At 66.9% G+C, this 22,595-nt stretch carries 26 protein-coding genes; 21 read left to right on the plus strand and 5 right to left on the minus strand.

The genetic code is table 11. The annotated features are described in order from the left end of the window. Window positions 1–4: 4 nt before the first annotated feature. From MTBSS4_RS04260 to MTBSS4_RS04310, 11 genes are all read left to right on the plus strand, one after another. Window positions 5–1,309 (plus strand): ATP-dependent RecD-like DNA helicase, encoded by a 1,305-nt coding sequence (locus MTBSS4_RS04260; protein ID WP_173982155.1) that lies wholly within the window; start codon window positions 5–7, stop codon window positions 1,307–1,309. After that, window positions 1,306–4,332 (plus strand): DUF927 domain-containing protein, encoded by a 3,027-nt coding sequence (locus tag MTBSS4_RS04265; protein ID WP_173982156.1) that lies wholly within the window; start codon window positions 1,306–1,308, stop codon window positions 4,330–4,332. The genes MTBSS4_RS04260 and MTBSS4_RS04265 overlap by 4 nt, the downstream gene beginning before the upstream one ends. Window positions 4,333–4,586: 254 nt before the next feature. Further along, complete coding sequence (locus MTBSS4_RS04270; RefSeq protein WP_173982157.1) at window positions 4,587–5,564, plus strand: helix-turn-helix domain-containing protein; 978 nt, start codon at window positions 4,587–4,589, stop codon at window positions 5,562–5,564. Window positions 5,565–5,582: 18 nt separating this feature from the next. Beyond that, window positions 5,583–6,338, plus strand: a complete 756-nt coding sequence (locus MTBSS4_RS04275) for a hypothetical protein (RefSeq protein ID WP_173982158.1) — start codon at window positions 5,583–5,585, stop codon at window positions 6,336–6,338. 39 nt (window positions 6,339–6,377) lie between these two features. Next, window positions 6,378–6,659 carry a hypothetical protein gene (locus MTBSS4_RS04280; RefSeq protein ID WP_173982159.1) on the plus strand — a complete coding sequence of 94 codons (282 nt, stop codon included), beginning with the start codon at window positions 6,378–6,380 and terminating at the stop codon, window positions 6,657–6,659. 632 nt (window positions 6,660–7,291) lie between these two features. Further along, on the plus strand, window positions 7,292–7,759 hold the full coding sequence (locus MTBSS4_RS04285) for a crossover junction endodeoxyribonuclease RuvC (RefSeq protein WP_217425495.1): 468 nt from the start codon (window positions 7,292–7,294) through the stop codon (window positions 7,757–7,759). Next, complete coding sequence (locus MTBSS4_RS04290) at window positions 7,756–8,238, plus strand: DUF6362 family protein (RefSeq protein WP_173982160.1); 483 nt, start codon at window positions 7,756–7,758, stop codon at window positions 8,236–8,238. Before MTBSS4_RS04285 ends, MTBSS4_RS04290 begins: the two co-directional genes overlap by 4 nt. A gap of 386 nt (window positions 8,239–8,624) precedes the next feature. Next, entirely contained in the window at window positions 8,625–9,833 is a 1,209-nt protein-coding gene (locus tag MTBSS4_RS04295) for a DNA cytosine methyltransferase (RefSeq protein WP_217425499.1), read from the plus strand. Further along, entirely contained in the window at window positions 9,830–10,696 is an 867-nt protein-coding gene (locus MTBSS4_RS04300; RefSeq protein WP_173982162.1) for a phosphoadenosine phosphosulfate reductase family protein, read from the plus strand. The genes MTBSS4_RS04295 and MTBSS4_RS04300 overlap by 4 nt, the downstream gene beginning before the upstream one ends. Window positions 10,697–10,698: 2 nt before the next feature. Further along, window positions 10,699–12,078 carry a site-specific DNA-methyltransferase gene (locus tag MTBSS4_RS04305; RefSeq protein ID WP_173982163.1) on the plus strand — a complete coding sequence of 460 codons (1,380 nt, stop codon included), beginning with the start codon at window positions 10,699–10,701 and terminating at the stop codon, window positions 12,076–12,078. Then, a complete protein-coding gene (locus tag MTBSS4_RS04310) occupies window positions 12,068–13,327 on the plus strand; it encodes a site-specific DNA-methyltransferase (protein ID WP_173982164.1) in 1,260 nt (419 codons plus the stop codon). The genes MTBSS4_RS04305 and MTBSS4_RS04310 overlap by 11 nt, the downstream gene beginning before the upstream one ends. Here MTBSS4_RS04310 and MTBSS4_RS04315 read toward each other — a convergent pair. Both MTBSS4_RS04315 and MTBSS4_RS04320 read right to left on the minus strand, forming a co-directional pair. Further along, on the minus strand, window positions 13,314–13,523 hold the full coding sequence (locus tag MTBSS4_RS04315; protein WP_254432374.1) for a hypothetical protein: 210 nt from the start codon (window positions 13,521–13,523) through the stop codon (window positions 13,314–13,316). The two genes, MTBSS4_RS04310 and MTBSS4_RS04315, sit on opposite strands and share 14 nt — an antisense overlap. A gap of 2 nt (window positions 13,524–13,525) precedes the next feature. Then, entirely contained in the window at window positions 13,526–13,690 is a 165-nt protein-coding gene (locus tag MTBSS4_RS04320; protein WP_173982166.1) for a hypothetical protein, read from the minus strand. A gap of 92 nt (window positions 13,691–13,782) precedes the next feature. On the opposite strand from MTBSS4_RS04320, the gene MTBSS4_RS04325 reads away from it, so the two are divergent. From MTBSS4_RS04325 to MTBSS4_RS04335, 3 genes are all read left to right on the plus strand, one after another. Further along, window positions 13,783–13,992 (plus strand): hypothetical protein, encoded by a 210-nt coding sequence (locus MTBSS4_RS04325; protein WP_173982167.1) that lies wholly within the window; start codon window positions 13,783–13,785, stop codon window positions 13,990–13,992. Window positions 13,993–14,058: 66 nt separating this feature from the next. Then, window positions 14,059–14,328 (plus strand): HU family DNA-binding protein, encoded by a 270-nt coding sequence (locus tag MTBSS4_RS04330; RefSeq protein WP_173982168.1) that lies wholly within the window; start codon window positions 14,059–14,061, stop codon window positions 14,326–14,328. 3 nt (window positions 14,329–14,331) lie between these two features. Beyond that, complete coding sequence (locus MTBSS4_RS04335) at window positions 14,332–14,529, plus strand: hypothetical protein (protein WP_173982169.1); 198 nt, start codon at window positions 14,332–14,334, stop codon at window positions 14,527–14,529. Here the strand turns inward: MTBSS4_RS04335 and MTBSS4_RS04340 are convergent. From MTBSS4_RS04340 to MTBSS4_RS04350, 3 genes are all read right to left on the minus strand, one after another. Further along, a complete protein-coding gene (locus tag MTBSS4_RS04340) occupies window positions 14,499–14,696 on the minus strand; it encodes a hypothetical protein (RefSeq protein WP_173982170.1) in 198 nt (65 codons plus the stop codon). The genes MTBSS4_RS04335 and MTBSS4_RS04340 overlap by 31 nt on opposite strands. A 9-nt stretch (window positions 14,697–14,705) precedes the next feature. Continuing rightward, entirely contained in the window at window positions 14,706–15,269 is a 564-nt protein-coding gene (locus MTBSS4_RS04345) for a DUF3489 domain-containing protein (RefSeq protein ID WP_173982171.1), read from the minus strand. Window positions 15,270–15,366: 97 nt separating this feature from the next. Continuing rightward, on the minus strand, window positions 15,367–15,723 hold the full coding sequence (locus MTBSS4_RS04350; RefSeq protein WP_173982172.1) for a hypothetical protein: 357 nt from the start codon (window positions 15,721–15,723) through the stop codon (window positions 15,367–15,369). Between the two features lie 101 nt (window positions 15,724–15,824). Between MTBSS4_RS04350 and MTBSS4_RS04355 the strand changes: the two genes are divergently transcribed. From MTBSS4_RS04355 to MTBSS4_RS04385, 7 genes are read left to right on the plus strand one after another with little or no spacing between them, the layout of a single operon-like run. Next, complete coding sequence (locus MTBSS4_RS04355) at window positions 15,825–16,370, plus strand: elements of external origin (RefSeq protein ID WP_173982173.1); 546 nt, start codon at window positions 15,825–15,827, stop codon at window positions 16,368–16,370. Next, window positions 16,333–18,297, plus strand: coding sequence for a phage terminase large subunit family protein (locus tag MTBSS4_RS04360; RefSeq protein ID WP_368667761.1), 1,965 nt, complete (start codon window positions 16,333–16,335; stop codon window positions 18,295–18,297). Before MTBSS4_RS04355 ends, MTBSS4_RS04360 begins: the two co-directional genes overlap by 38 nt. A gap of 2 nt (window positions 18,298–18,299) precedes the next feature. Next, window positions 18,300–18,509, plus strand: coding sequence for a phage head-tail joining protein (locus MTBSS4_RS04365; protein WP_024080787.1), 210 nt, complete (start codon window positions 18,300–18,302; stop codon window positions 18,507–18,509). Between the two features lie 2 nt (window positions 18,510–18,511). Beyond that, window positions 18,512–19,936, plus strand: a complete 1,425-nt coding sequence (locus tag MTBSS4_RS04370; protein ID WP_173982174.1) for a phage portal protein — start codon at window positions 18,512–18,514, stop codon at window positions 19,934–19,936. Window positions 19,937–19,944: 8 nt separating this feature from the next. After that, the gene (locus tag MTBSS4_RS04375) at window positions 19,945–21,153 is read left to right on the plus strand and encodes a S49 family peptidase (protein WP_173982175.1); all 1,209 of its coding nucleotides are present in this window, start codon (window positions 19,945–19,947) and stop codon (window positions 21,151–21,153) included. Between the two features lie 12 nt (window positions 21,154–21,165). After that, window positions 21,166–21,555: a head decoration protein gene (locus MTBSS4_RS04380; protein ID WP_173982176.1), complete on the plus strand. Its 390-nt coding sequence runs from the start codon at window positions 21,166–21,168 to the stop codon at window positions 21,553–21,555. A 15-nt stretch (window positions 21,556–21,570) separates the two neighbouring features. Continuing rightward, window positions 21,571–22,593, plus strand: a complete 1,023-nt coding sequence (locus tag MTBSS4_RS04385) for a major capsid protein (protein ID WP_173982177.1) — start codon at window positions 21,571–21,573, stop codon at window positions 22,591–22,593. The last annotated feature ends 2 nt before the right edge of the window (window positions 22,594–22,595 follow it).

Below are 22,595 nucleotides of genomic sequence, written 5' to 3' on the forward strand. Positions count from 1 at the left end.
GATAATGGGCGACATCACTCCGTCCGACACCCAGGCCCAGGCCATCGCCGCCATCCGCGATTGGTTCCAGACCCGCACCAGCGAGCAGCAGGTGTTCCGGCTGTTCGGCTATGCCGGGACGGGAAAGTCCACGGTGCTGAAGTTCGCCCTCGACGATCTGGGCCTTTCGCCCCATTCCGAGGACCGCCCCGGCGTGGTCACTGCCACCTTCACCGGCAAGGCCGCCCTGGTGCTGCGGCGCAAGGGCACCCCGGCGCGCACCATCCATAGCCTGATCTACAGCGTCATCGAGGCCACCGAGGACGAGATCGAGGAAGCCCAGAAGCGCATCGCCCAGGCGGAAATCGACGCCCGCCACCTCGTCGGCTTCGACCGCACCTCCGCCGAGGCCGCCATCGAGGCGATGCGCCAGACTCTCCGTGAGATGAAGAAGCCGCGTTTCGCCATCAATCCCGACAGCCCTGCCGCATCGGCCAGGCTGATCGTGCTGGACGAGGTGTCGATGGTCGGCGAGGACATGGCCCGCGACCTGATGAGCTTCGAGCGTCCCATCCTAGTGCTGGGCGATCCCGGCCAGTTACCGCCGATCAAGGGGGAAGGCGCCTTCACCCAAGCTGCGCCCGACATCATGCTGACCGAGATCCACCGCCAGGCGGCCGAGAGCGCCATCATCCGGCTGGCCACCCTGGCGCGCGAGGGGAGGCCCATCGGCTTCGGCCAGTACGACGACCATGCTTGGAAGATGCGGATGGCCGACGTCACGCCGGGACAATGTCTGCGCGGCGGTCAGGTCATCTGCGGCAAGAACGCCACTCGTTTCCAGCTCAACAACGCGCTCCGCCGTGCCGCCGGCTTCAGCGGATCGTTCCTGCCGACCGGGCCGGCGGAGAAGATCATCTGCCTCAAGAACCAGAACGACCTCGGCCTGATCAACGGCATGTTCCTGTCGCTGGCCGACATCGTCGACGAGGGCAGCCTGTACTTCTCGGCGGTGGTCACCGACGAGGAAGGAACCCCCATCGGTCCACCGGCCAGGGACGGCAAGCCGGGGCGGCTGATGCTCTACAAGGGCCATTTCCAGGACCATGTTGCCCTCGATCCCCACCGACATGACCGCGATTGGCGGGACAAGAAAAAGCTGGCCGAGGCCACCTTCGGCTGGGCCATCACCTGCCACAAGGCGCAGGGCTCGCAGTGGGAGAACGTCATCGTCTGGGACGACGGGCTGGGCCGCACCGAACAGGACCGCCGCCGCTGGCTGTACACCGCCATCACCCGAGCCGAACGGGGGCTGGTGATCCTGGCATGATCGACCTCAACGACGTCTGGGCGCCGCCGGCCCGCCATGACCTGCACAACATCCGCGACCGCCTCGCCGCGACGGCACCGGATTGGCTGCCGGGGCTGTTTCCGCAGGCGCGGTGGTCGCAGGATCGGCGGACGTTGCGTTGCGCCGACCTGTCGGGCCGGGCGCCGCGGAAGGAAGGGTCGTGCATTCTCCACCTCGCCGGCCCCCACGCCGGCTGGGGCTTCGACCACGCCACCGGCGAGAGCGCCGGCCCCATCGACCTGATCCACCACGCCACCGGCCTCGCCGACCGCGATCTGTTCGAGGAGGCCGCCCGGCTGGCCCGCCTCGATCTGCCCGCGCCACCACGAGCCAACAACCCCAAGCCCACCCACGACCTGGAAGTGGCCCGCATCATCGGCTCTGCCCAACCGCTGGCCGGGACCGTCGGCGAGACCTATCTCCGCCACCGCGGGGTCGGCAATCCCCGTTCGCCCGATCTGCTGTACCACGATGACCTTCCCGACTTCGAGGGACGGCGCGGCTGGCCGGGTCTGGTGGGCGTCGTCCGTGACGGCGCCGGCAATCCCACCGGCGGCATCCACCGCACCTTCCTGCTCGACGATGGCTCGGGCAAGGCCCCGCCGGGCAAGAAGATGCTGGGGGCTGTCGATGGCGGTTCGGTTCGGCTCGCGCCGCTGCCTGCCGACGGGCATCTCGGTGTCGCCGAGGGCATCGAGACCGCCCTGTCGGCCTGGGCCATCTTCGGCATCCCCACCTGGGCGGCGTTGTCGGCGGGCGGCATCCGCCAATGGCAATGGCCCGAGGGCACAAGCCGCGTCACCATCTTCGCCGATGCCGGCGACGCCGGTCAGCAGGCCGCCGCCACCCTGGCTGATCGCCTCAATGCCGCCGACATCCCGTCCACCATCGTCTCGCCCCTGCACGGCGACGATTTCAACGACGATCTGCGCAAGGGCGCGGCGCTCGCACATTATAATAATGTGCAGCCCGCCGCCGAGGAGGCTCCGACCTTCGAGAGCCTGATGGCACAGGTGGACAGCCTGCAAGACGGCGATGCCATCGCCCTGGGCCGCCTCTATGCCGAGATCGCCAGTTGCAACCTGGAGATTTTCCAGCAGGACAAGTTATTCGCCGCCATCAGGAAGCAGGCCGGCATCGGCATCCCCACATCGCGGAAACAGGTGGCCGCCCTGCGGAAGACGCTGGATGCAGCGGCGGCGGATCACGAGGCCGACGATGTCAGCTTCGACGACGAAGTGCGGCAGATGGCCACCCTCTTTCCGCTGCCCCGCACCGAGGGCGTCGACCTGCGTCTGTGCCGCGCGTCCCGCTCCGGCGAGATCCTGGTCCATCGCAACATGGGCAGCGGCAAGGATGGCCGAACCATGTGGCAGGCGGTCGCCAGCCCCTTCGGCATTCCCTCCCGGTTGCGCTATCTCGACCACGACGATGCCTACGGCCTGCGCGTCGTCATTCGCGACATGCAGGGAAACCCGCGAGTGGTGGACTTTCCCCGCGCAGCCATTGCCCAGCAGGGGGCGCAGGAAATCCGCTCCGCCCTCTACGCCGCTGGTCTGCGCACCCTGGCCGATGGCGATCAGGTCGCAGTCATGCTGCTGAAGGCCGCCAATCCCCAGGCCGAGACCCTGGTGGTTAGCCGTCCCGGCTGGCATCGGCTGGAGGGGCGCGACCACCCGGTGTTCGTCACCCCGGCCGGGCAGGCCATGGGCGAGGCCACTGCGCTGGAATTGGCCGCCAATGCCCGCAGCGAGTCCGTGCGTGGCAATCTCGACGGCTGGAAGGCGGCGGTGGTGGCGGCGACCTCGGTCACCGGCTGTCCGCATTTCCTGCTCGGCGTCCTGGCCGGGTTCTCGGGTGTGGTGCAGTCGCTGGCCGGGTTGGACAGTTGCGGCCTCAATCTCAGCGGCCTGTCGTCCAGCGGTAAGACCACGGCGCAGAAGCTGGCGGTGTCCGCCTGGACCGCCACCGGCATCGGCGACGGCCTGCTGCAATCCATGCGCTCCACCGAGAACGCCGTGGAAGTCTTCGCCCAGGCCGCCAGCGGCACCGTTCTGGCCCTGGACGAGCTGGCCCATGTCGATGGCCGCACCATCGCCAAGCTGATCTACGCCATTGCCGGTGGGCAGGGGAAAGCCCGCATGACCGCAGGCGCCATGCTCAAGCAGCGTTACGCCTGGTCGACCTATGCACTGCTGTCCAGCGAATGCTCCCTGGAAGAAAAGGTCCGCGCCGACGGCGGCGCCTGGATCGCCGGCATGGCGGTGCGCATCGTCGACGTGGACGTCACCGACGTGGACCGTCACGTTCCGGCCTCCACCCTGCAGGCCATCGCGGGGATCAACAATCACCATGGCCACGCCGGACCCGCCTTCGTCGAACGGATCATCGCCGCCGACATGCACCGCACGCCCGACGCGCTGCGTGACCGCATCCTGACCGAGGCCCGCAAGCTGGCGGGCGACACCACCGATTCCGCCCGCATCCGCGCCGCCACCTGTCTGGCCCTGCCGCTGGTCGCCGGGCAACTGGCGCAGGAATTCGGGTTGCTGCCGTCGTTCATCGACATCGAGACCCCGGTGCGCTGGGCGTGGAGCCGCTTCCAGAAATCGTCCGATGCCGAGGCGCTGACCCCCGGCGATCAAGTCGTCTCTATGCTGCGGGCCTGGATCGCCGAACGCTGGGACGTCACCATCAAGGCTGTGGACGCGGGCGAATACGGCTTCGACCGCAAGCACAACAACCGCGAGGCCGTCGCCTGGTACGACCGCGACGCCATCTACATCCCGGCCCACCGCCTGCGCGAGGCGGCAGGCGAAACCCTGAAGGCGGCGCAGATCAGCAGGATCCTGACCGACCGCGATATGCTGGCCCGCCGAGGCGACGAAAAGCGGGCGGCGATCCGTTACATCCCCGGCATCGGGCGTATCGACGCCTATGCGCTGAAACGCTCCGAACTGGGCCGCAGCGGGCGCTGGGTCGACGAAGACGACGACCTGTAGGGATCAGGCACCCGCCTGCCGCCGCAGGGCGGCGCGATATCCCTGCCAGACCGGCGACGGCCTCCTCGCAGCTCCCCTCATTGCCAGATAGCGCTTCAGTTCCTCTCCCTCACGCACTCACCCCATCTGAGGGGTCTAAGTCATCGGGACGCGGGAAAATCCTTCTTCCTAAAAAATATATTGCGCCCACCGTGCCCTGGGCTTATAAAAGCGGGAGGCGGGAATGTCCCGCATCCCGTTATAAGGTGCAGGCGATGAACTTCGAATTTCAGTATGACTCCTACGACGGCTACGAGCTGTTCAAGCTGGGCGACCATGTCGGCCAGTTGGCCGAGGTCATGTATGGCAAGCGTGCCGCCAACGCGGCGATGATTGCTTTAATCCAGGAACTGCTTGCGCAGATTGGAAACGAGGGGCTTCTCACCATCGAGCCCTATGCCTCGGCCATGGCGACCGGCGGCTGGCGCGCCGTGTGGGAAGCCCTCGACGGCGAGGACAGCCACGTCTCCCCTAGTGACTACGACAGGAACGAGACGGCCCAGTGGTGCTGCGAGCTTTATCGGTATGGCATTGACGGTTACTCCGAGGGATACGACGCCTCCGGAGAGAACCCGCTGACCGTCGAGCAGCAACTGCGTCAGATGCTGGACTGGGCGGCCGAGCTCCTGGCCAACGTACCCTCGCATTGGCTGGCGCCCCTGGACGACTTACCCAAAACCATCGCCGCAGCGCAAGGCCGTTGGAAGCTCGACATCACCCGCGAGGCGCTGACCGTCGAGGAGGTCGCTGCTTTGGCCAAGGTGTCGGCCAAGACCATTCGCAACCTGCTCTCCAAGGGCGATCTCCAGCGGGAAGGGAGCACTATCCCTGCTGACTCCGCCGAGGCTTGGCTCAATGGCAGCCCGAACTTCACACCGTCGAGCTGGCGTGATGCCGAGCCCCGGCAAAAGCCCGAGGCGGCGCCGAGCATCGACCGTCCTGTTTTTGTACCCCATGACGCTGATGGCCGCGCCTTTCTTCCCGACGTCAAGACGCCCGGCGGGTACGTCCTGGGGCCGAAGGGGGCCGAGGAAAAATTCGATGATTTCTGGGCTGCGATGAACCGGCTTCAGGAGATGGATACGCCTCGGTGGCGCCGTCCGTCCACTGGCTCCGGCCGCCCCAGCATTGTCATCGGCAAGGGCTGGAAGCGCATGTCCATCGCCGAAATCGAGCGGATGCTCGCTGGCTAACTGAGGGAGGGGAAAACGATGGAAAACCGCTTTCATTCCGCCATTGCGGCTCGTTCGCTTAACCCGCAGGACAGCGAACTTATAATGGCTCAGGACGGCAACGTCACCGTCTACTACAGCCCGTTCGATTACGTTCGCCCGACCGCGCGCGTCGTCATCGTTGGCATCACGCCTGGGGCCCAGCAGTCGGGCAATGCTTTAGCCGCGGCTCACAACGCCCTGAAACGTGGTGCCAGCCTTGAGGATGCCCTGCGCTCCGCCAAGGACTACGCCTCGTTTAGCGGCGCCATGCGTTCCAATCTGGTCGCCATGCTTGACCATGTCGGTGTCGCCCAGTGGCTAGGCATTCCGTCGACAGCGTCGCTTTGGGCGGAGAACCTCCACCTGGCACACTTCACCTCGGTGCTGCGCTACCCGGTGTTTGTCGGCGGCAAGGATTACAGCGGCAGCTCGCCTGACATGCTGGCCCATCCGCTGCTGCGCCAGCAAATTGACAACTGGTTCGGCCGGGAGTTGGAGCAGCTCCCCAATGCCCTTTGGGTTCCACTGGGCGACAAGGTGGCCAAGGTGCTGTCGTCCGTGGCCGCACTGAAGGGATTGTCACCGCGCGTATTGGATGGGCTTCCGCACCCTTCTGGCGCCAACGCCGAGCGCATCTCTTACTTCTTGGGACGAAAGGCCCGAGAGGCGCTCTCCCCCAAGACCAACGCCGCCAAGATTGATAGCGCCAAGATCCGTGCCACGTCGACCATGCGAGCGCTGCTGGCCGTCTAAGTCGAGCCCAGGACAAACCCGAGCTATTGGAGGTAACCCATGTTGCAGATGACCCGTCATGGCGCCTGCCGCGCCCAGCAGCGCTCCGTCCCGCCCGCGGTCCTGGACTGGCTTATTCAGTTCGGGGAAGAGGAGTTTCTTGGTGAAGGCGTTCGCCGCTACGCCTTCACCAAGCGCACCTGGAAGAAGCTTTCGTCCTATCTCGGCGGCCTCGGTCTGGCAGAACCTGACAAGGCTCGGTCAGCGTATGCTGTTGTCGCACCGGACGACTCCCTGATCACCGTCGGCTATCGGACCGGCCGCCTTAAGTCCGCGTGGTAAACAACATGTTCCAGCTGTCCGCTGAAGCGCGGATCACGCCGTATGTCTTCGTCGAAATACTTGCGGTCCCAGCATAGCCTGCCCGCAATATACTCCCGAAACGTCATGGGCCACTCCGCCATCGAGGAGTGGCCATTGTGGCCACCCCCACGACTGTCATCAACCGCCGGGCCGACGGAAAATCCCGTCGGCAGGCCCTGGCCGTGGCCACTGGTGACCACCGCGACCGTCCAGTGGCCACTCGGCCATTCTCAGGTGGCCACTAATTTCCCATTACAGATCAACGTGTTGTCCAGGTTGTGACCACAGTGGCCACTGTGGCCACCTTCCCGGCGTGAGGTCGGGCATAGATGAGAATTTTTCTGTTCGTCCCAGGTGCCCGAAAAAAATCTTTTGGTCGCGCGTCGAGGCTATTCCCGGCGGAAAAGGTGGCCACAGTGGCCACAACCTTACTTACTTATTGTTTTTAAAGAGAAAAAGTAGTGGCCACCTCAATCCCGCGAGTGGCCACTCGGTGGCCACTGGTGGCCACACGCAAATGGACGTGCAATTCGGTTTGAACCGTAATCCCGCGATTCATAAAGTGCCCATCGACCAAAGCCGGAGGCCCACTGTTCTCGTGAGCCTTCATCATGACCACCATCCTCGCCCTTGACCTGGGCACGACCACCGGCTGGGCCATGCGCCTGGCCGATGGTGCCGTTGTTTCCGGCACCATGGAATTCAAACCCGGCCGATACGAAGGCGGCGGCATGCGCTTCCTTCGCTTCCGCTCCTGGCTCGACCACCTGCTGGACGGCGCCAGGACCATCGACCTCCTGCATTTCGAGGAAGTCCGCCGTCACGCCGGCACCGATGCCGCCCACATCTATGGCGGCTTCCTCGCCCATCTCGCCGCCTGGTGCGAGCTGAAGCAGATCCCGTACCAGGGCGTGCCGGTCGGGACCATCAAGCGCCACGCCACCGGCAAAGGCAATGCGGGCAAGGACGCGGTGATCGCCGCCATGCAGGCCCGCGGTTTCAATCCCGAGGACGACAACGAGGCCGACGCCCTGGCCATCCTGTCCTGGGCCATCGACACCCAGGGAGGTGCCCGATGAACTGGACGCCGTCCCTGGTCGAAGACCGTCTCGCCGAAGCCGCCGACACCCTGCACCGTCTGCCCGAGACCAGAGTGCAGGGCCACGCCAGCACCTGGCCGCCCTACATCCGGGAAAGCTGGTCGACCGATGAAGTGACGCTTCGTCGTCCGCCACCCTCGGCCGCCGCGATCACCCGCATGGACGAAACTCTGCCGTGGCTCCAGCTCCTGGATCCGGTCGATGCCAAGATCGTCTGGGCGCGGGCCGATGGCAAACCGTGGAAGGTGATTTCCTGGGAGGTCGGCATGACCCGATCCGCCGCCCATCGGCACTGGCTGTTCGCGTTGTGCGTCATCGCCTGGAAGCTCAATGGCCACCGCATCCCCAAGCACATCACCAAGGCCGAGCTGATCGCCCGCACCAGGGCGGCGGCCAACAGCCAGCCGACGATCAGGAGGACAAAATCCGAAATGACACAGGGGGGCATGAAAGCGTAGAACGGACCCAGGCTCGCGAGGGGCGGCGGAAACGATCATCAAATGATCCGCCGCCCGAAGCGGGCGAAACAATAGAACAAGTCAAGGCGTGTCGGAGGGAAATTGGTTCCTCCCGGGCACTTTCTCTATGCGGGAGGGCTCAGCGCCGAAGATCGGTAGCGACAGCCGAAAATTCCAGGTTTCCACTCTGGTTTCCAGGTTTCCATTCAGAAGGCGCGGCGCCTAGGCATTCCGCGCCTTTTGCGTCTTCGCGGGGTGGAAATCGCCCGCTGGAAACCGCCCCCTGGAAACCCGGTCAGGTTTCCATTCCGGTTTCCACGCAGACATAGGTTTCCAGCTTCATGCATCTTGCTCTCTCCGAGCCGGCTCCCCCGGCCGTCGGCGCGATGTCGTGCGCCGCCGAGCTGGTCTACGGCTCGGTGTGCAGTGGCATCGAAGCTGCCACGGTGGCGTGGGAGCCGCTGGGCTGGAAGCCGGCGTTCTTCGCCGAGATCGAACCATTCCCCTCCGCCGTGCTGGCGCACCGACATCCGGCCATCCCCAACCTGGGTGACATGACCGCCATCGACGGGTCGGCGTGGCGGGGAAGGATCGACGTGCTGGTGGGCGGCACGCCCTGCCAGGCGTTCTCGGTGGCGGGCCGACGCAGGTCGCTGGACGACGCTCGAGGCAATCTCGCCCTTACCTTCGTGGACCTTGCCGATGCTATCGCCCCCGCCTGGATCGTCTGGGAGAACGTCCCCGGCGTGCTGTCCACCCGCGACAATGCCTTCGGGTGCCTTCTGGGCGGATTGGCCGGAGAAGATGGTCCGTTGCTCCCGCCAGGGAGAAAATGGTCGGACGCTGGTGTTGTCGTTGGACCCGCGCGAACAGTCGCGTGGCGGGTGCTCGACGCCCAATATTTCGGCCTGGCCCAACGCCGCCGCCGTGTGTTCGTTGTCGCGGGTGCTGGAGACCGGGCCGATCCCGTCGAGGTACTATTTGAGCGCGAAAGCGTGCGCCGGGATTATTCGCCGCGCCGCCAACCGGAACAAGGTCTTGCCGGAACCCTTGCGGGCGGCGCTCGCCGCCGTGGCGGCTTCAGTCTCGACGACCTGCCCGTCGCTTTCGGCGGTAACAACACCTCCGGTCCCATCGACGTCGCCACCGCACTGAATGCCTGCGCCTCGGCCAGCGGGCGGATGGACTTCGAGACCGAGACCTTCGTCACCCATTCCCTGCGCGGCGAGGGCTTCGACGCCTCGGAGGACGGAACCGGGCGCGGCACCCCGCTGGTGCCGGTCGCCTTCGACTGCAAGGCCGCCACCCCGGTTGCCGGCGAGACCGTCGCGCCGACCTTGCGGGCGATGAATGCTGTTGGCCGCGACAATGCCGGTGGCCAGTTGGCTGTCCAGCACGGCTTGGCGGTGCGCCGCCTGACGCCGACCGAATGCGAGCGGCTCCAGGGGTTCCCGGACGACTACACCCGCATCTCCTGGCGCGGCCGCCCTGCGGATCGCTGTCCCGACGGCCCGCGCTATCGGGCGCTGGGCAACAGCATGGCGGTGCCGGTGATGGCCTGGATCGGCCGCCGCATCGAAGGAACCAGGTCGTGACCCGCAATCCCTATCGCATCGACGGCCCGGCGCTGGTGTCGTTCTCGGGCGGGCGGACATCGGGGTTCATGCTGCGCCAGATTCTCGACGCCCATGATGGTCGTCTGCCCGACGACGTCCATGTGGTGTTCTTTAACACCGGCCGCGAGTTCGAGCAGACGCTGCGCTTCGTCCACGAATGTGGGTCGCGGTGGTCTGTGCTGATCACCTGGCTGGAATACGATCCCGCCGAGCCGTTCGACACCGGCGTGGTGGGGTACAACAGCGCCAGCCGAGATGGGGAACCGTTCGCCAAGGTGATCCAGGCACGGGGTTTCCTGCCCAACCCGACCATGCGGCTCTGCACCCATTACCTGAAGGTCAAGCGCGGCATCGCCTACATGCGCGACCTGCTGGGCTACCCGGAATGGGTCAACGTCGTCGGCCTGCGCCATGACGAGCCCCGCCGGGTCGCCCGCCAGAAGGCCATGAACGAGGCCGGCAAGGAACGGTTCGAGACCATCCTGCCGCTGGATCAGGCGAAGGTCACCCGCCAGGACGTCTCCGCGTTCTGGAAGCGCCAGCCCTTCGATCTTGGCCTGCCCGACAATGACGGCAAGACACCGCTGGGCAATTGCGACCTGTGTTTCATGAAGGGCGCGGCGACCATCAAAGGCATCATGCGCCTGTTCCCGGATCGGGCCAAATGGTGGATCGACATGGAACGCAACGCCCCGGCGCTCGGCACCCTGACCAAGCCCGAGATGGCACTGTTCCGGGCCGACCGGCCCAGCTACCGCGAGATGCTCCGCTTCGTCCGCCGCCAGCGGGATTTCGAGGGCGGGCCATCCGATGACTGCCTGCCCTGCGACTGCACGGACTGACCATGCCCCATCCGCTTCCCGATACGGTCGAGCACTGGCCGATTGCCCGGCTGCGCCCGTATGACCGCAACGCGCGGACCCATTCGGACGGTCAGGTCGCCCAGATCGCCGCCAGCATCGTCGAGTTCGGCTGGACCAACCCGGTGCTGGCCGACAGCCAGGGCAACGTCATTGCCGGCCACGGTCGATTGGCAGCGGCCCAGCGGCTGGCGCTGGACACCGTGCCGGTGCTGGTGCTCGACCACCTGACCGAGGCCCAGCGCCGCGCCTACGTGCTGGCCGACAACAAGCTGGCGCTCAACGCCGGCTGGGATGAGGAACTGCTGGCGGCGGAACTGCATGCGCTGAGTGGCGACGGCTTCGACCTGGGGCTGACCGGCTTTTCCGATGAGGAACTGGCCGACCTGATGGCCCCGCTCGACGACGTGCCGGAGGAAGATGCGGCTGATGCCGACGACGACGACACGGCCCCGGAGCCGCCCCGTGACCCGGTGTCGCGTCCTGGCGACCTCTGGCATTTTGGCGAGCATCGCCTGCTGTGCGGCGATTCCACCGACGCGGCTGCCATCGCCACGCTGATGGCGGGGGAAACGGCTGCGCTGGTGTTCACCTCGCCGCCCTACGGCCAGCAGCGGGACTATGCCTCCGGCGGTATCGCCGATTGGGACCGGCTGATGGAAGGCGTGTTCGCCGCCCTGCCGATGAAACCCGACGCCCAGGTGCTGGTCAATCTCGGCCTGATCCACCGCGAGGGGGAATGGGTGCCGTACTGGCACGGCTGGCTCGACGCGATGCGCGATGCCGGCTGGCGGCAGTTCGGCCTCTATGCCTGGGATCAGGGGCCGGGCCTGCCGGGCGACTGGGGTGGACGATTGGCGCCCGCCTTCGAACTGGTGTTCCACTTCAACAAGGTTTCGCGCCAGCCCAACAAGATCGTCCCGTGCGCCCATGCCGGGGAGAAACTCGGTGGCGGCGGATTGCGAGCCGCCGACGGCACCGTGCCGCGGAAGAGCGGCCAGGGCAACGCTATCCAGGATCACCGCATTCCCGACAGCGTGCTGCGGGTGACCCGCCACAAGGGCGCCATCGAAGGCGACGGCAGTCATCCGGCGGTGTTTCCGGTGGCGCTGCCGGACTTCGTCATGCGGGCCTATTCCGACGCGGGTGAACTGGTGTTCGAGCCGTTCAGCGGATCGGGCAGCACCATCATCGCCGGGCAGCGGTGCGGGCGGATCGTCCGCGCCATGGAACTGGCCCCCGCTTATTGCGACGTGGCGATCCTGCGCTGGCAGGCGCTGTTTCCTGAAATCCCGGTGACGCTGGCCGATGGCCGCCCGTATGCGGCGGTGGCGGCCGAGCGTGGAGTTGACCATGCTGGTTGAAGTGATCGAGAAATGGCCGCTCGACCGGCTGCTGCCCTATGCCGCCAACGCCCGCACCCATTCCGAATCCCAGGTGGCACAGCTTGCCGCCAGCATCGTCGAATTCGGCTTCAACGCTCCGATCCTGGTGGATGACAAGGGCGTGCTGATCGCCGGCCACGGTCGCCTGCTGGCCGCCCGCCATCTGGGGCTGACCGAGGTGCCGGTGATTCGGCTCGACCACCTCACCGACGCCCAGGCCCGCGCCTATCGCCTGGCCGACAACCAGTTGGCGCTGAATGCCGGCTGGGACGACGAATTGCTCGCCGCCGAACTGGCCCGCCTCCAGGAGGACGGATTCAGCCTCGACCTGATCGGCTTCTCCGACGAAGACCTGGACCGGCTGATGGCCGACACGGAAGCCGAGGGCGACGGTGTCGGTGAGGCCGGCGAAGACGAGATTCCCGAACCGCCCGCCGATCCGGTGACGCGACCGGGCGATCTGTGGATCCTGGGCCGTCACCGCCTGCTGTGCGGCGACAGCACGGTGGCCACCGACGTGGAACGCCTGCTGGCCGGCGCTACGCCCCACCTGATGGTGACCGATCCGCCCTATGGGGTCGAATACGATCCCACCTGGCGCAACGAGGCCGGGGTGTCGTCCACCGCCCGCACCGGCAAGGTGGCCAACGACGACCGTGCCGACTGGCGGGAAGCCTGGGCGCTGTTTCCCGGCGAGGTCGCCTATGTCTGGCACGCGGCGATCTTCGCCAAGGTGGTGGCCGAGAGCCTGGAGGCCAACGACTTCAAGGTCCGCGCCCAGATCATCTGGTCGAAGTCCCGGTTCGTCCTGGGCCGCGGCGATTACCACTGGCAGCACGAACCGTGCTGGTACGCGGTACGCAAGACCGGCACCGGCCATTGGCAGGGGGCGCGGGACCAGGCCACCGTCTGGGCCATCGGCAATAACGGCGATGAGGACGAGGCCACGGTTCACGGCACCCAAAAGCCGGTGGAATGCATGCGCCGCCCGATCCTCAACAACAGCGCCGAGGGCGACGGGGTGTACGAACCGTTCGCCGGCAGCGGCACCACGGTGATCGCCGCCGAGACCACGGGCCGCGTCTGCTTCGCCATGGAGCTGAACCCGGCCTATGCCGACGTGATCGTCGGCCGCTGGCAGAAGCTGACCGGGCAGAAGGCCGTGCTGGACGGCGATGGCCGCAGCTTCGAGGAGATCGTCGCCGGAAAGGCGGTCAGCGCCGGGTGATCCGGCGCAGGGAATGCTGGTACTTGGCGTCGGTGGGCTTCCAGTTCAGCGGCTGGCAGCCGAGGCGCAGGTCACGCTCCCAGAATTCGAGAATCTGCTGGTTGGAATAGCCCTTGCCCCGGAAGTATTCGAAGTCGGTCTGCGACCACTGCGGATGGGCCTTCAGAGCGGCGGTGGGGCGAACGGTCAAGGCCATGTTCACTTCGCCTCCTGGCCGGCTGCGTAGGCGGCTTCCAGAGCGGCCTTGATGCCCCAGACCGAAAGCTCGTGGAAGTCGAGGCGGTCGCTGTTGCGGGTCTCCAGGGTTTCCATGTCCAGGATGGTGGCAGCGATGTTCGCCAGGGCTTCGTCGCGGGTTTGCATCGTGGTGTCCCTCCGTTTTGGTGGACCCAGTAACGCTCTCCTGCGCAGGCTTATCAAGTCGATTACTCAATCATTTTCAATGGATTAGAGTGATGGCCCAATCCCGCCGCATGTCGTTGGCCGAGGCCATCGCCAACGTGATCATCGGCTACATTCTGGCGGTGGCGACGCAGGTGGCGGTGTTCCCGCTGTTCGGTATCCGCATCGCCATCTCGGACGATTTGGCCATCGGCGGGATCTTCGCCCTGGTGTCCCTGCTGCGCGGTTTCGTCCTACGGCGGGTCTTCGAGCGATTCCGGTGAGGGCTTGGATTCGGGCGCGCCCGAATCTACTGTTCGAAATCGCGTCCAAGAAAGGTTTCGTTAACCATGTCCAAGTCTGCCCTCTCGAAGTCCGTCCGCGAGGCCACCGGCTGCACCGTCGCCCAGGCCGATGCCGCCGTCGAGGCCATGCTGTCCACCATCATCGACGGTGTGAAGACCGATGGCAGCTTCCGCCTGATCGGCTTCGGCACCTTTGCCAAGGCCGAGCGCCCCGCGCGCCAGGGCCGCAATCCAAAGACCGGCGAGACCATCGACATTGCCGCCTCCACGAGCATCAAGTTCAGCACGGCAGCGGCTTTGAAGAAGTCGCTGTAAGTCATGGCGGTCAATCCCGAGCATGTGGCCCGTGCTGCGAATGACCTGATGGATCACTATGGTCGGGCCGCTCTCGATGAGGCCAAGACGCAGGTGGACCGCGCATCGAGGGCCGGTGATATGCCGGCCCTCGATCAAGCCCTGATGGTTCTGACCGAAATCGAGCGCCATCAGGGCAGTTCGTCCACGCCGGTGATGTAGGAATCGCCCTTGTTCCAAGACCCTTCGTCGAGTTCCCACTCGGTGTCGGCGCTGTCGTGCAGTTTCTCGAAGGCCGCCGTCTCGGCCTGTTCCGGCGTTGCCGCCTCGACCTCAACGACGGTGCTTTCGGTGACGTCGCGGGTGATGATCACGCTGTAGCGGGGCATGGGCGGCTCCTACTCGGCAATTTTGTAGGTGCGGCCCCGGATTTCATGCTTCTCGCTGGTGATCGTCAGGCCCAGCTTCTTCTTCAAGGCCCCGGCAATCGCCCCCCTGACGGTGTGTGCCGCCCAGCCAAACTCCGCAGCGATTTCGGCGATGCTGGCGCCCTCGGGCTGCCGCAGCATGGTGATCAGTGCCTCCTGCTTGGTGCCCTCGCGGGTCTTGCGCGGCGCGTTCGGGCCGTGGGCGCCCGTGGGCGGAGTTTCTGGCTGGTCGGCCATGTCAGTCGCCGGCACCTCTTCCGGCGCCCCGTCTGCGCCCGTGTCGCCAACAATGCCCAGGGCCGCGTAGGCTGCGGCGGTGGCGCGGAGCGTCAGCGGGGTGCCGTCTTCGTCCTCGCGCCAGACCGGGGCGCCGGGTTCGGCGGGGATTTCCTCGGCCAGTTCCTTCTTGATCAAGCTGCTCAGCACTATGTTGACCGCGCCGCCCTTCAGGGACGCGGTGATGGGCAGCAGAAAACCACCTTTGCGGGCGCAGGCGGTGGACAGGATGACGGCTTGGGCATCGGACAGCGACATGGTGGTTCCCTCCGGGATGCGACGCGGGCAATCCACGCCTGTACCACCCCGAGCCCCGCCGGGGAGACCCGGTCGGGGCGGCAGGGAAAGGCACCAATCAGGCGACGTCGGCCTGGATCTCGAAGTGGGTGACGAAGCCCGTCAGGTAGGGCCGCCCGTGGGGGATGCCGGTGTCGCGCGACGTGTTCCGGCTGATCCGCCAGCCCATCCAGCGGGCCACCGCCGCCTCGGTGGCCGTCGCCAGCGGCTGGCCGGCAAACAATCCGTTGGCGACGTCGTCGGCGAAGTGGCGTCCGCAGGTCGAGTCGAGGAAGTCCCGCACCGCCGCGTCGGGGCAGCCGGTGGCGGCCTGGATCGCGGGCATCGCCAAGCCCCAGGCCGCGGCGGAATCGGCGTGGTGGCGGATGGTTCCGAAGAAGCCCCAATCGGGGTTGTTGGTGGGCAGGGTGGACATGCTGGCCTCCTTTGTTCGTGGGACCATCAATCACTCTGCGGGCGGGACACATCAACCGGATAAGCCGGTTCCTTCATTGCTTTCTCAGGCGACTTCCGATCATGGGATTATCCGTCCGCGAATACGCCCGCAGGCGGGGCGTCAGCCATACCGCCGTGCGCAAGGCGGTGCAGACGGGGCGCATTCCGCAGGAGCCCGACGGCACCATCGACCCGGTCAAGGCCGACGCCGCCTGGGATGCCCGGACTGATCCGGCCCGGAAAGCGCCGTCAGCCCCGGTGGCTGCGATAGCCGCTCCGCCGCCGGTCGCCCCTAGTCCGAAGCCGACAGCATCGCCACCGCCACCCGCCGCCTCCGGCGCCACCTTCGCCCAGGCGCGGACCATGCATGAGGTGGCCAAGGCGCAGAAGGCACGGCTGCAGGTGGATCGCCTCAAGGAAGAGGTGGTCGACCGGGCGCGGGCCTCGGCCCTGGTGTTCAAGCTGGCCCGCCAGGAGCGCGATGCCTGGATCACCTGGCCGGCACGGGTCGCCGCCCAGATGGCGCTGGAGGCCGGGATCGACGCCCACACCATGCAGACCCTGCTGGAAACCTATGTGAGGGATCACCTTGGGGAACTCGCCGCCATCGAGCCGAATTTCCGGTGACACCCTGGGCTTCCGGGGATCGGAGATCCTGCTCCAGGCTTGGCGCGACGGATTGCGGCCCGATCCGCTGCTGACGGTGTCGGAATGGGCCGACCGGCACCGGGTCTTGTCCAGCCGCGCCTCCGCCGAGCCGGGCCGCTACCGCACGGCCCGCACGCCGTATTTGCGCGAGATCATGGATTGCCTGTCGCCGTCCCATCCCTGCCGGCGGGTGGTGTTCATGAAGGGCGCCCAGGTCGGCGCGACCGAAGCCGGCAACAACTTCCTCGGCTTCATCATCCACCATGCCCCCGGCCCAGTGCTGGCGGTGCAGCCCACCGTCGAGATGGCCAAGCGCAACTCGCGCCAGCGCATCGATACCCTGATTGACGAAAGCCCCATCTTGCGCGAGCGGGTCAAGCCGGCCCGCTCGCGCGACGCCGGCAACACCATGCTGTCGAAGGACTTTCCCGGCGGCACCCTGGTAATGACCGGGGCCAACAGCGCGGTGGGCCTGCGCTCTATGCCTGCCCGTTACCTGTTCCTCGACGAGGTCGATGCCTACCCGGCCTCGGCCGACGAGGAGGGCGACCCGGTGGCGCTGGCCTGTGCCCGCATGGCCACCTTCGCCCACCGCGCCAAGGCGTTCCTGGTCTCGACGCCGACCATTCGCGGGCTGTCGCGGATCGAGCGGGAATTCGAGGCATCCGACCAGCGCCGCTTCTTCGTGCCGTGCCCCCATTGCGGCGAAATGCAGTGGCTGAAGTTCGAGCGGCTGAAATGGGACAAGGGCCAACCCGCCTCAGTCCATTACCTGTGCGAGGCCTGCGACCAGCCGATCACCGAATCGGCCAAGGCCACCATGCTGGCGGCAGGCGTTTGGCGGGCCACAGCGGTGGCCGAGGATCCCGGCACCGTCGGCTTCCACATCTCGGCGCTCTATTCGCCGCCCGGCTGGCAGTCCTGGGAGAGCATCGCCCGTCTGTGGGAAGCGGCGCAGGGATCCGACGATGCACTGCGGGTGTTCCGCAACACCGTGCTGGGCGAAACCTGGGTCGAGAGCGGTGAAGCCCCCGACTGGCAGCGGCTCTACGACCGCCGCGAAACCTGGGCCAATGGCAGCGTGCCTGCCGGCGGGTTGTTCCTCACCGCCGGGGCCGACGTCCAGAAGGACCGCGTCGAGATCGACGTCTGGGCCTGGGGCCGCAATCTGGAAAGCTGGCTGGTCGATCACATCGTCATCGATAGCGGGCCGGAACATGCCGAAACCTGGACGGCGCTGGAGCGGGTGCTGGGCCAGACCTGGACCCATGCCAGCGGCGCAGCCCTCAAGATCGCCCGTCTGGCCATCGACAGCGGTTACGAATCCTCGGCGGTCTATACCTGGGGCCGCCGGATGGGCGTCGGCCAGGTCTCGCCCATCAAGGGCGTGGAGGGCTTCAACCGCTCCAGCCCGGTCTCCGGCCCCACCCTGGTCGATGCCACCGAGGGCGGCAAGAAGGTGCGCCGTGGTGCCCGCCTGTGGACGGTAGCGGTGTCCACCTTCAAGTCGGAGACCTACCGGTACCTGCGGCTCGAACGGCCCACCGACGAGGAACTGGCCGAGGGTGTCCGTTTCCCGGCCGGAACGGTGCATCTGCCATCGTGGGCGGATTCGGAGTGGTGCAAGCAATTCGTCGCCGAGCAACTGGTGACGGTCAAGAACCGCCGCGGCTTCTCCAAGCTGGAATGGCAGAAGCTGCGCGAGCGCAACGAGGCGTTGGATTGCCGGGTCTATGCCCGCGCCGCCGCCTGGATCGCCGGTGCCGACCGCTGGCCCGAGGCCAAATGGCGCGATCTGGAAGGGCAACTGGTCGTCGTCGCCAGCACCAGCGACCCCGAAGCCGGGCAGGTGCGCCGGATCGCCCGCCGTCCCCGGCGGATCATCAAGTTCAGCGGGATGCACTGATCATGACCCTCGACGAAATGAAGGCCGAACGCGAACGGGTGCTGGCGCGGCGCAATTCCCTGGTGGCCCGCGTCACCGTGGGCGACCGCACCGTCCAATACGACCTGACCCAGGCCAATCATGTTCTGGCCGATCTCGACCGCCGCATCGCCGTGCTGGAGGGCAAGAAGCCCCGCCGCCGGATTCTCGCCGTCGCCACCAAGGGGCTGTGATCATGCTGTCGGGACTGCGCAGGAGGATCGGCGCTCTGATCGGTGGCTTCGAGGCCGCCCAGGGCAGCCGCCGGCTCAAGGGCTTCCAGCCCAGCCGCGCCCACGTCAACACCCTGATCGCCGCCGCCGGCTCGGACATCACCGCCCGTGCCCGCTATCTGGTGCGCAACAACGGCTATGCCCTCAACGCCGCCGAAAGCTGGACCGGCAACGCTGTGGGCACCGGCATCAAGCCGTCGTCGCTGATCGCCGACAAGGATCTGAAGACCCGGGTGCAGCAGCTCTGGCTGGCCTGGACCGACGAGTCCGATGCCGAGGGGCTGACCGATTTTTATGGGCAGCAGCGCCGTGCTGCCCGTGAGGTGTTCATCGCCGGCGAGGTGTTCTTCCGCTTCCGTCCCCGCCGGCCGGAGGACGGGCTGGCGGTGCCACTGCAGCTTCAGATGCTGCCCTCCGAAATGCTGCCGCTGACCAGGACAGAAACCCTGCCCGGCGGCAACGTCATCCGCCAGGGGATCGAATTCGACCGCATCGGCCGCCGCGTCGCCTATCACTTCCTGCGCCGCCACCCCGGTGATCTCACCGATCCCGGCCTGGCGGGCGAGACGGTGCGGGTTCCGGCGTCCGAGATCATTCACGTCATCGACCCGGTGGAATCCGGCCAGCTTCGCGGCGTGTCGCGGCTGGCTCCGGCGGTGGTGAAGCTGTTCCTGCTCGACCAGTACGACGACGCAGAGTTGGAGCGCAAGAAGATCGCGGCCATGTACGCCATGTTCGTGACCTCGCCGGCCCCCGCCGACGTGATCGACGTGGTCGATGATGGTTCCGGCGACCGCATCGTCGAGGTGCAGCCCGGCCAGGTGGTGCCGCTGGAGCCGGGCGAGCAGATCCAGACCTCGGCCCCTGCCGATGTCGGCGGATCGTATGAGCCGTTCGAGTACCGCACCCTGCTGCAGATCTCCGCCGCCACCGGGGTGCCCTACGCCTACCTGTCCAACGACATGCTGAAGGCCAACTACTCCAACTCGCGCATGGCGCTGCTGGAGTTCCGCCGCCGGGTCGAGGCGTGGCAGCACTCGGTGATGGTCCATCAGATGTGCCGGGTGGTGTGGCAGCGCTGGATGGACGTGGCCGTGTTGTCCGGGGCGCTCGACATTCCCGGCTATGAGCGCAACCGCGCCAGCTTCATCGCCTGCTCCTGGCTGCCGCCGAAATGGGACTGGGTCGATCCGCTGAAAGACACCAAGGCCGAGATCGAGCAGATCGGTGCCGGCCTGAAAAGCCGCACCCAGGCCCTGGCCGAGCGCGGCTTCGACGCCGAGCAGGTGGATGCGGAGATCGCCGCCGACCGGGACCGGGAACAGCGGCTGGGGCTGGCCTTCGGGTCCGATCCGTCACCGCTCCTGCTGCCCCCACCGACACCGTAAGGACCGACATGCACGATCTGCCCCATCTCGCAGCCCGTCTGTACGGGACGCCGCTGCTGGTTGCCCGCAGCAAGCTGGATGTGATCCTTGGCGCCCTTACCCCTCGGTTGGCCGGGCAGCCTCTTTCCTTCGACGGTGAGGCAGCTTCGATCGGCGATGTCGTGGTCACCACCGACGGCATCGCCATCGTGCCGGTGATCGGCACCCTGGTGGCCCGCTCCGGATATCTGGGTGCCGCCAGCGGGTTGACCGCTTATTCCGACATCGCCGAAGCCATCGAGGCGGCGGCCACCGATCCCGGCATCCGCGCCATCCTGCTGGATGTGGATTCCTCCGGCGGCGAGGTGGGCGGTCTGTTTGATCTGGTCGACCACGTCCAGGCCATCCGGGCGCAATGCGGCAAGCCCATCTGGGCGGTAGCCGACGAGGCGGCGCTGTCGGCGGCCTACGCCATCGCCTGCACCGCCGACCGATTGTACGTCACCCAGACCGGGGAGGTTGGCTCCATCGGCGTGGTGGCGGTCCACCGCGACGAATCCGGGGCCGATGCCCAGGCCGGGCTGACCTGGAGCTTCGTTCATGCCGGAGCCTGCAAGGTGGACGGCAATCCCCACCAGCCGCTGTCCGACTCTGCCCGCGCCACGCTCCAGGCCGACGTGGATGCCCTTTATGGCCGGTTCGTCGATCTGGTCGCCAAGTGCCGCAAGAAGCCGCCCGAAGCGATCCGCGCCACCGAGGCGGCGGTCTATCGCGGCGACCAGGCTGTGGCCGCCGGGCTGGCCGACAAGGTCGGCACCCTGCGTGTCGCCCTGGCCGATCTCGGGGCCGTGCTGGCCCGACCCACCATTTCCCGCCCCATCGCCGCCCGAAAGGAAGTCCCGATGTCCGAATCCCAGGGGGAAATCCCCGTGATCGCTGCGGTGCCCCAGCCGCCCGCCCAGGCCAACGCCGATCTGGAGCAGCGCCTGCGCGCCGAATATGCCGAGATCAGCGCCGTCGCCGCCCAGGCCGCCCGCCTCGGCGTGACCATCGATCCCGCCGAGGCCATGGCCAAGGGCATCCGCCCCGAAGCCCTGCGCCGTTCGGTGCTGGATCAACTGGCCGAGCGTTCCGATGCCACCGACGTGGTGGCCGCTGCTCCGCCGTTCGCCACCCCCAAGACCGAAACCGAAAGCCCCATCGTCCGGCGTGCCCGCGAAGCCGCCTCCCGCAAATAAGGACTCATCGCCATGCCGACGTTGACCGCATCGCCCACCCTGGGTGACCTGCTGAAATTCGAGTGCAATCCCAGCTATGGCCGCGAGACCGTAACGATGAAGGCCGGCGCCAATTACCCGCTCGGCTCCGTGCTCGGCAAGATCACAGCCAGCGGCGAATACCGCCTGTCGCCCGCCGCCGAGGTGGTCGGGGACGAGGGGGCCGAAACCGCCATCGCCGTGCTGCTGGAAGCGGTGGACGCCACCGGCGCCGCCACCACCGGCCTGATCGCCGCCCGCGGCCCGGTCATCCTGGCCGAAGCTGCCCTGGTGTTCGACGCCTCGGTGGATCAGCCCGCCGAACGGGCCGCCAAGGTCACCCAGCTTTCTGCCCAGGGCCTCGTCGCCCGCGCCACCGTCTGAACGGAGTTCCTCTTCATGGTCGAGATTCTCAACCCCTTCGACGCGGGCGGCTATTCGCTCGCCGAGATGACCCAGGCCATCAACCTGCTGCCCAACCTTTACACCCGCCTCGGCCAGATGGGGCTGTTCCGCTTCGAAGGCGTCACCCAGCGATCGGTGATCATCGAGCAGGCCGAGGGTGTCCTCAACCTGCTGCCCACCGTGCCGCTGGGCGGCCCGGCCACCGTCGCCAATCGCGACAGCCGCGCCATGCGCTCGTTCACGGTGCCGTGGATCCCGCATGACGACGCCATTACGCCCCAGGACGTCCAGGGGGTGCGCGGCTTCGGCGTCGCCGATGCCGCCGACCCGCTGGCCACGGTGATGGAGCGCAAGCTCACCCGCATGCGGAGCAAGCACGCCCAGACCCGCGAGTTCATGGAGGTCAATGCGCTCAAGGGCATCGTCCGCGATGGCGCCGGCAGCACGTTGTACGACTACTTCGCCGAGTTCGGGCTCAATCGCCAGCAGGTGGATTTCGCCCTCGGTACCGCCGCCACCAACGTCCAGGGCAAGATCCGCGATGTCCTGCGCAAGGTGGAGACGGAACTCAAGGGCGAGACCATGACCGGCGTGCTGGCCCTGGTGAGCCCGGAGTTCTTCGACAAGCTGATCGGCCATGCCAGGGTCGAGACGGCCTACCAGTTCTTCTCGTCGGCCGGCGCCCAGCCGCTCAGGGAAGACGTGCGCCGCCGCTTCCCCTTCGCCGGCATGGTGTTCGAAGAGTACAACGCCACCGTCACCCTCTCCACGGGGCAGACGGAAACCCTGATCCCGGCCGGCGAAGGTATCGCTTTCCCGCTGGGCACCATGGACACCTTCGTCACCTATGGCGCCCCGGCCAACCTGATCGAGACGGTCAACACCCTGGGCGTGCCCATGTACGCCCGCCAGCTTGCCCGCATGGACGGCAGCGCCATCGACGTCAAAACCGAGGCGTCGATCCTGCCGGTCAACAAGCGGCCCCGCCTGGCGGTGCGGTTGTTCTCGGGCAACTGACC

The sequence above is a fragment of the Magnetospirillum sp. SS-4 genome (assembly GCF_902729425.1).
Classification (GTDB): domain Bacteria; phylum Pseudomonadota; class Alphaproteobacteria; order Rhodospirillales; family Magnetospirillaceae; genus Phaeospirillum.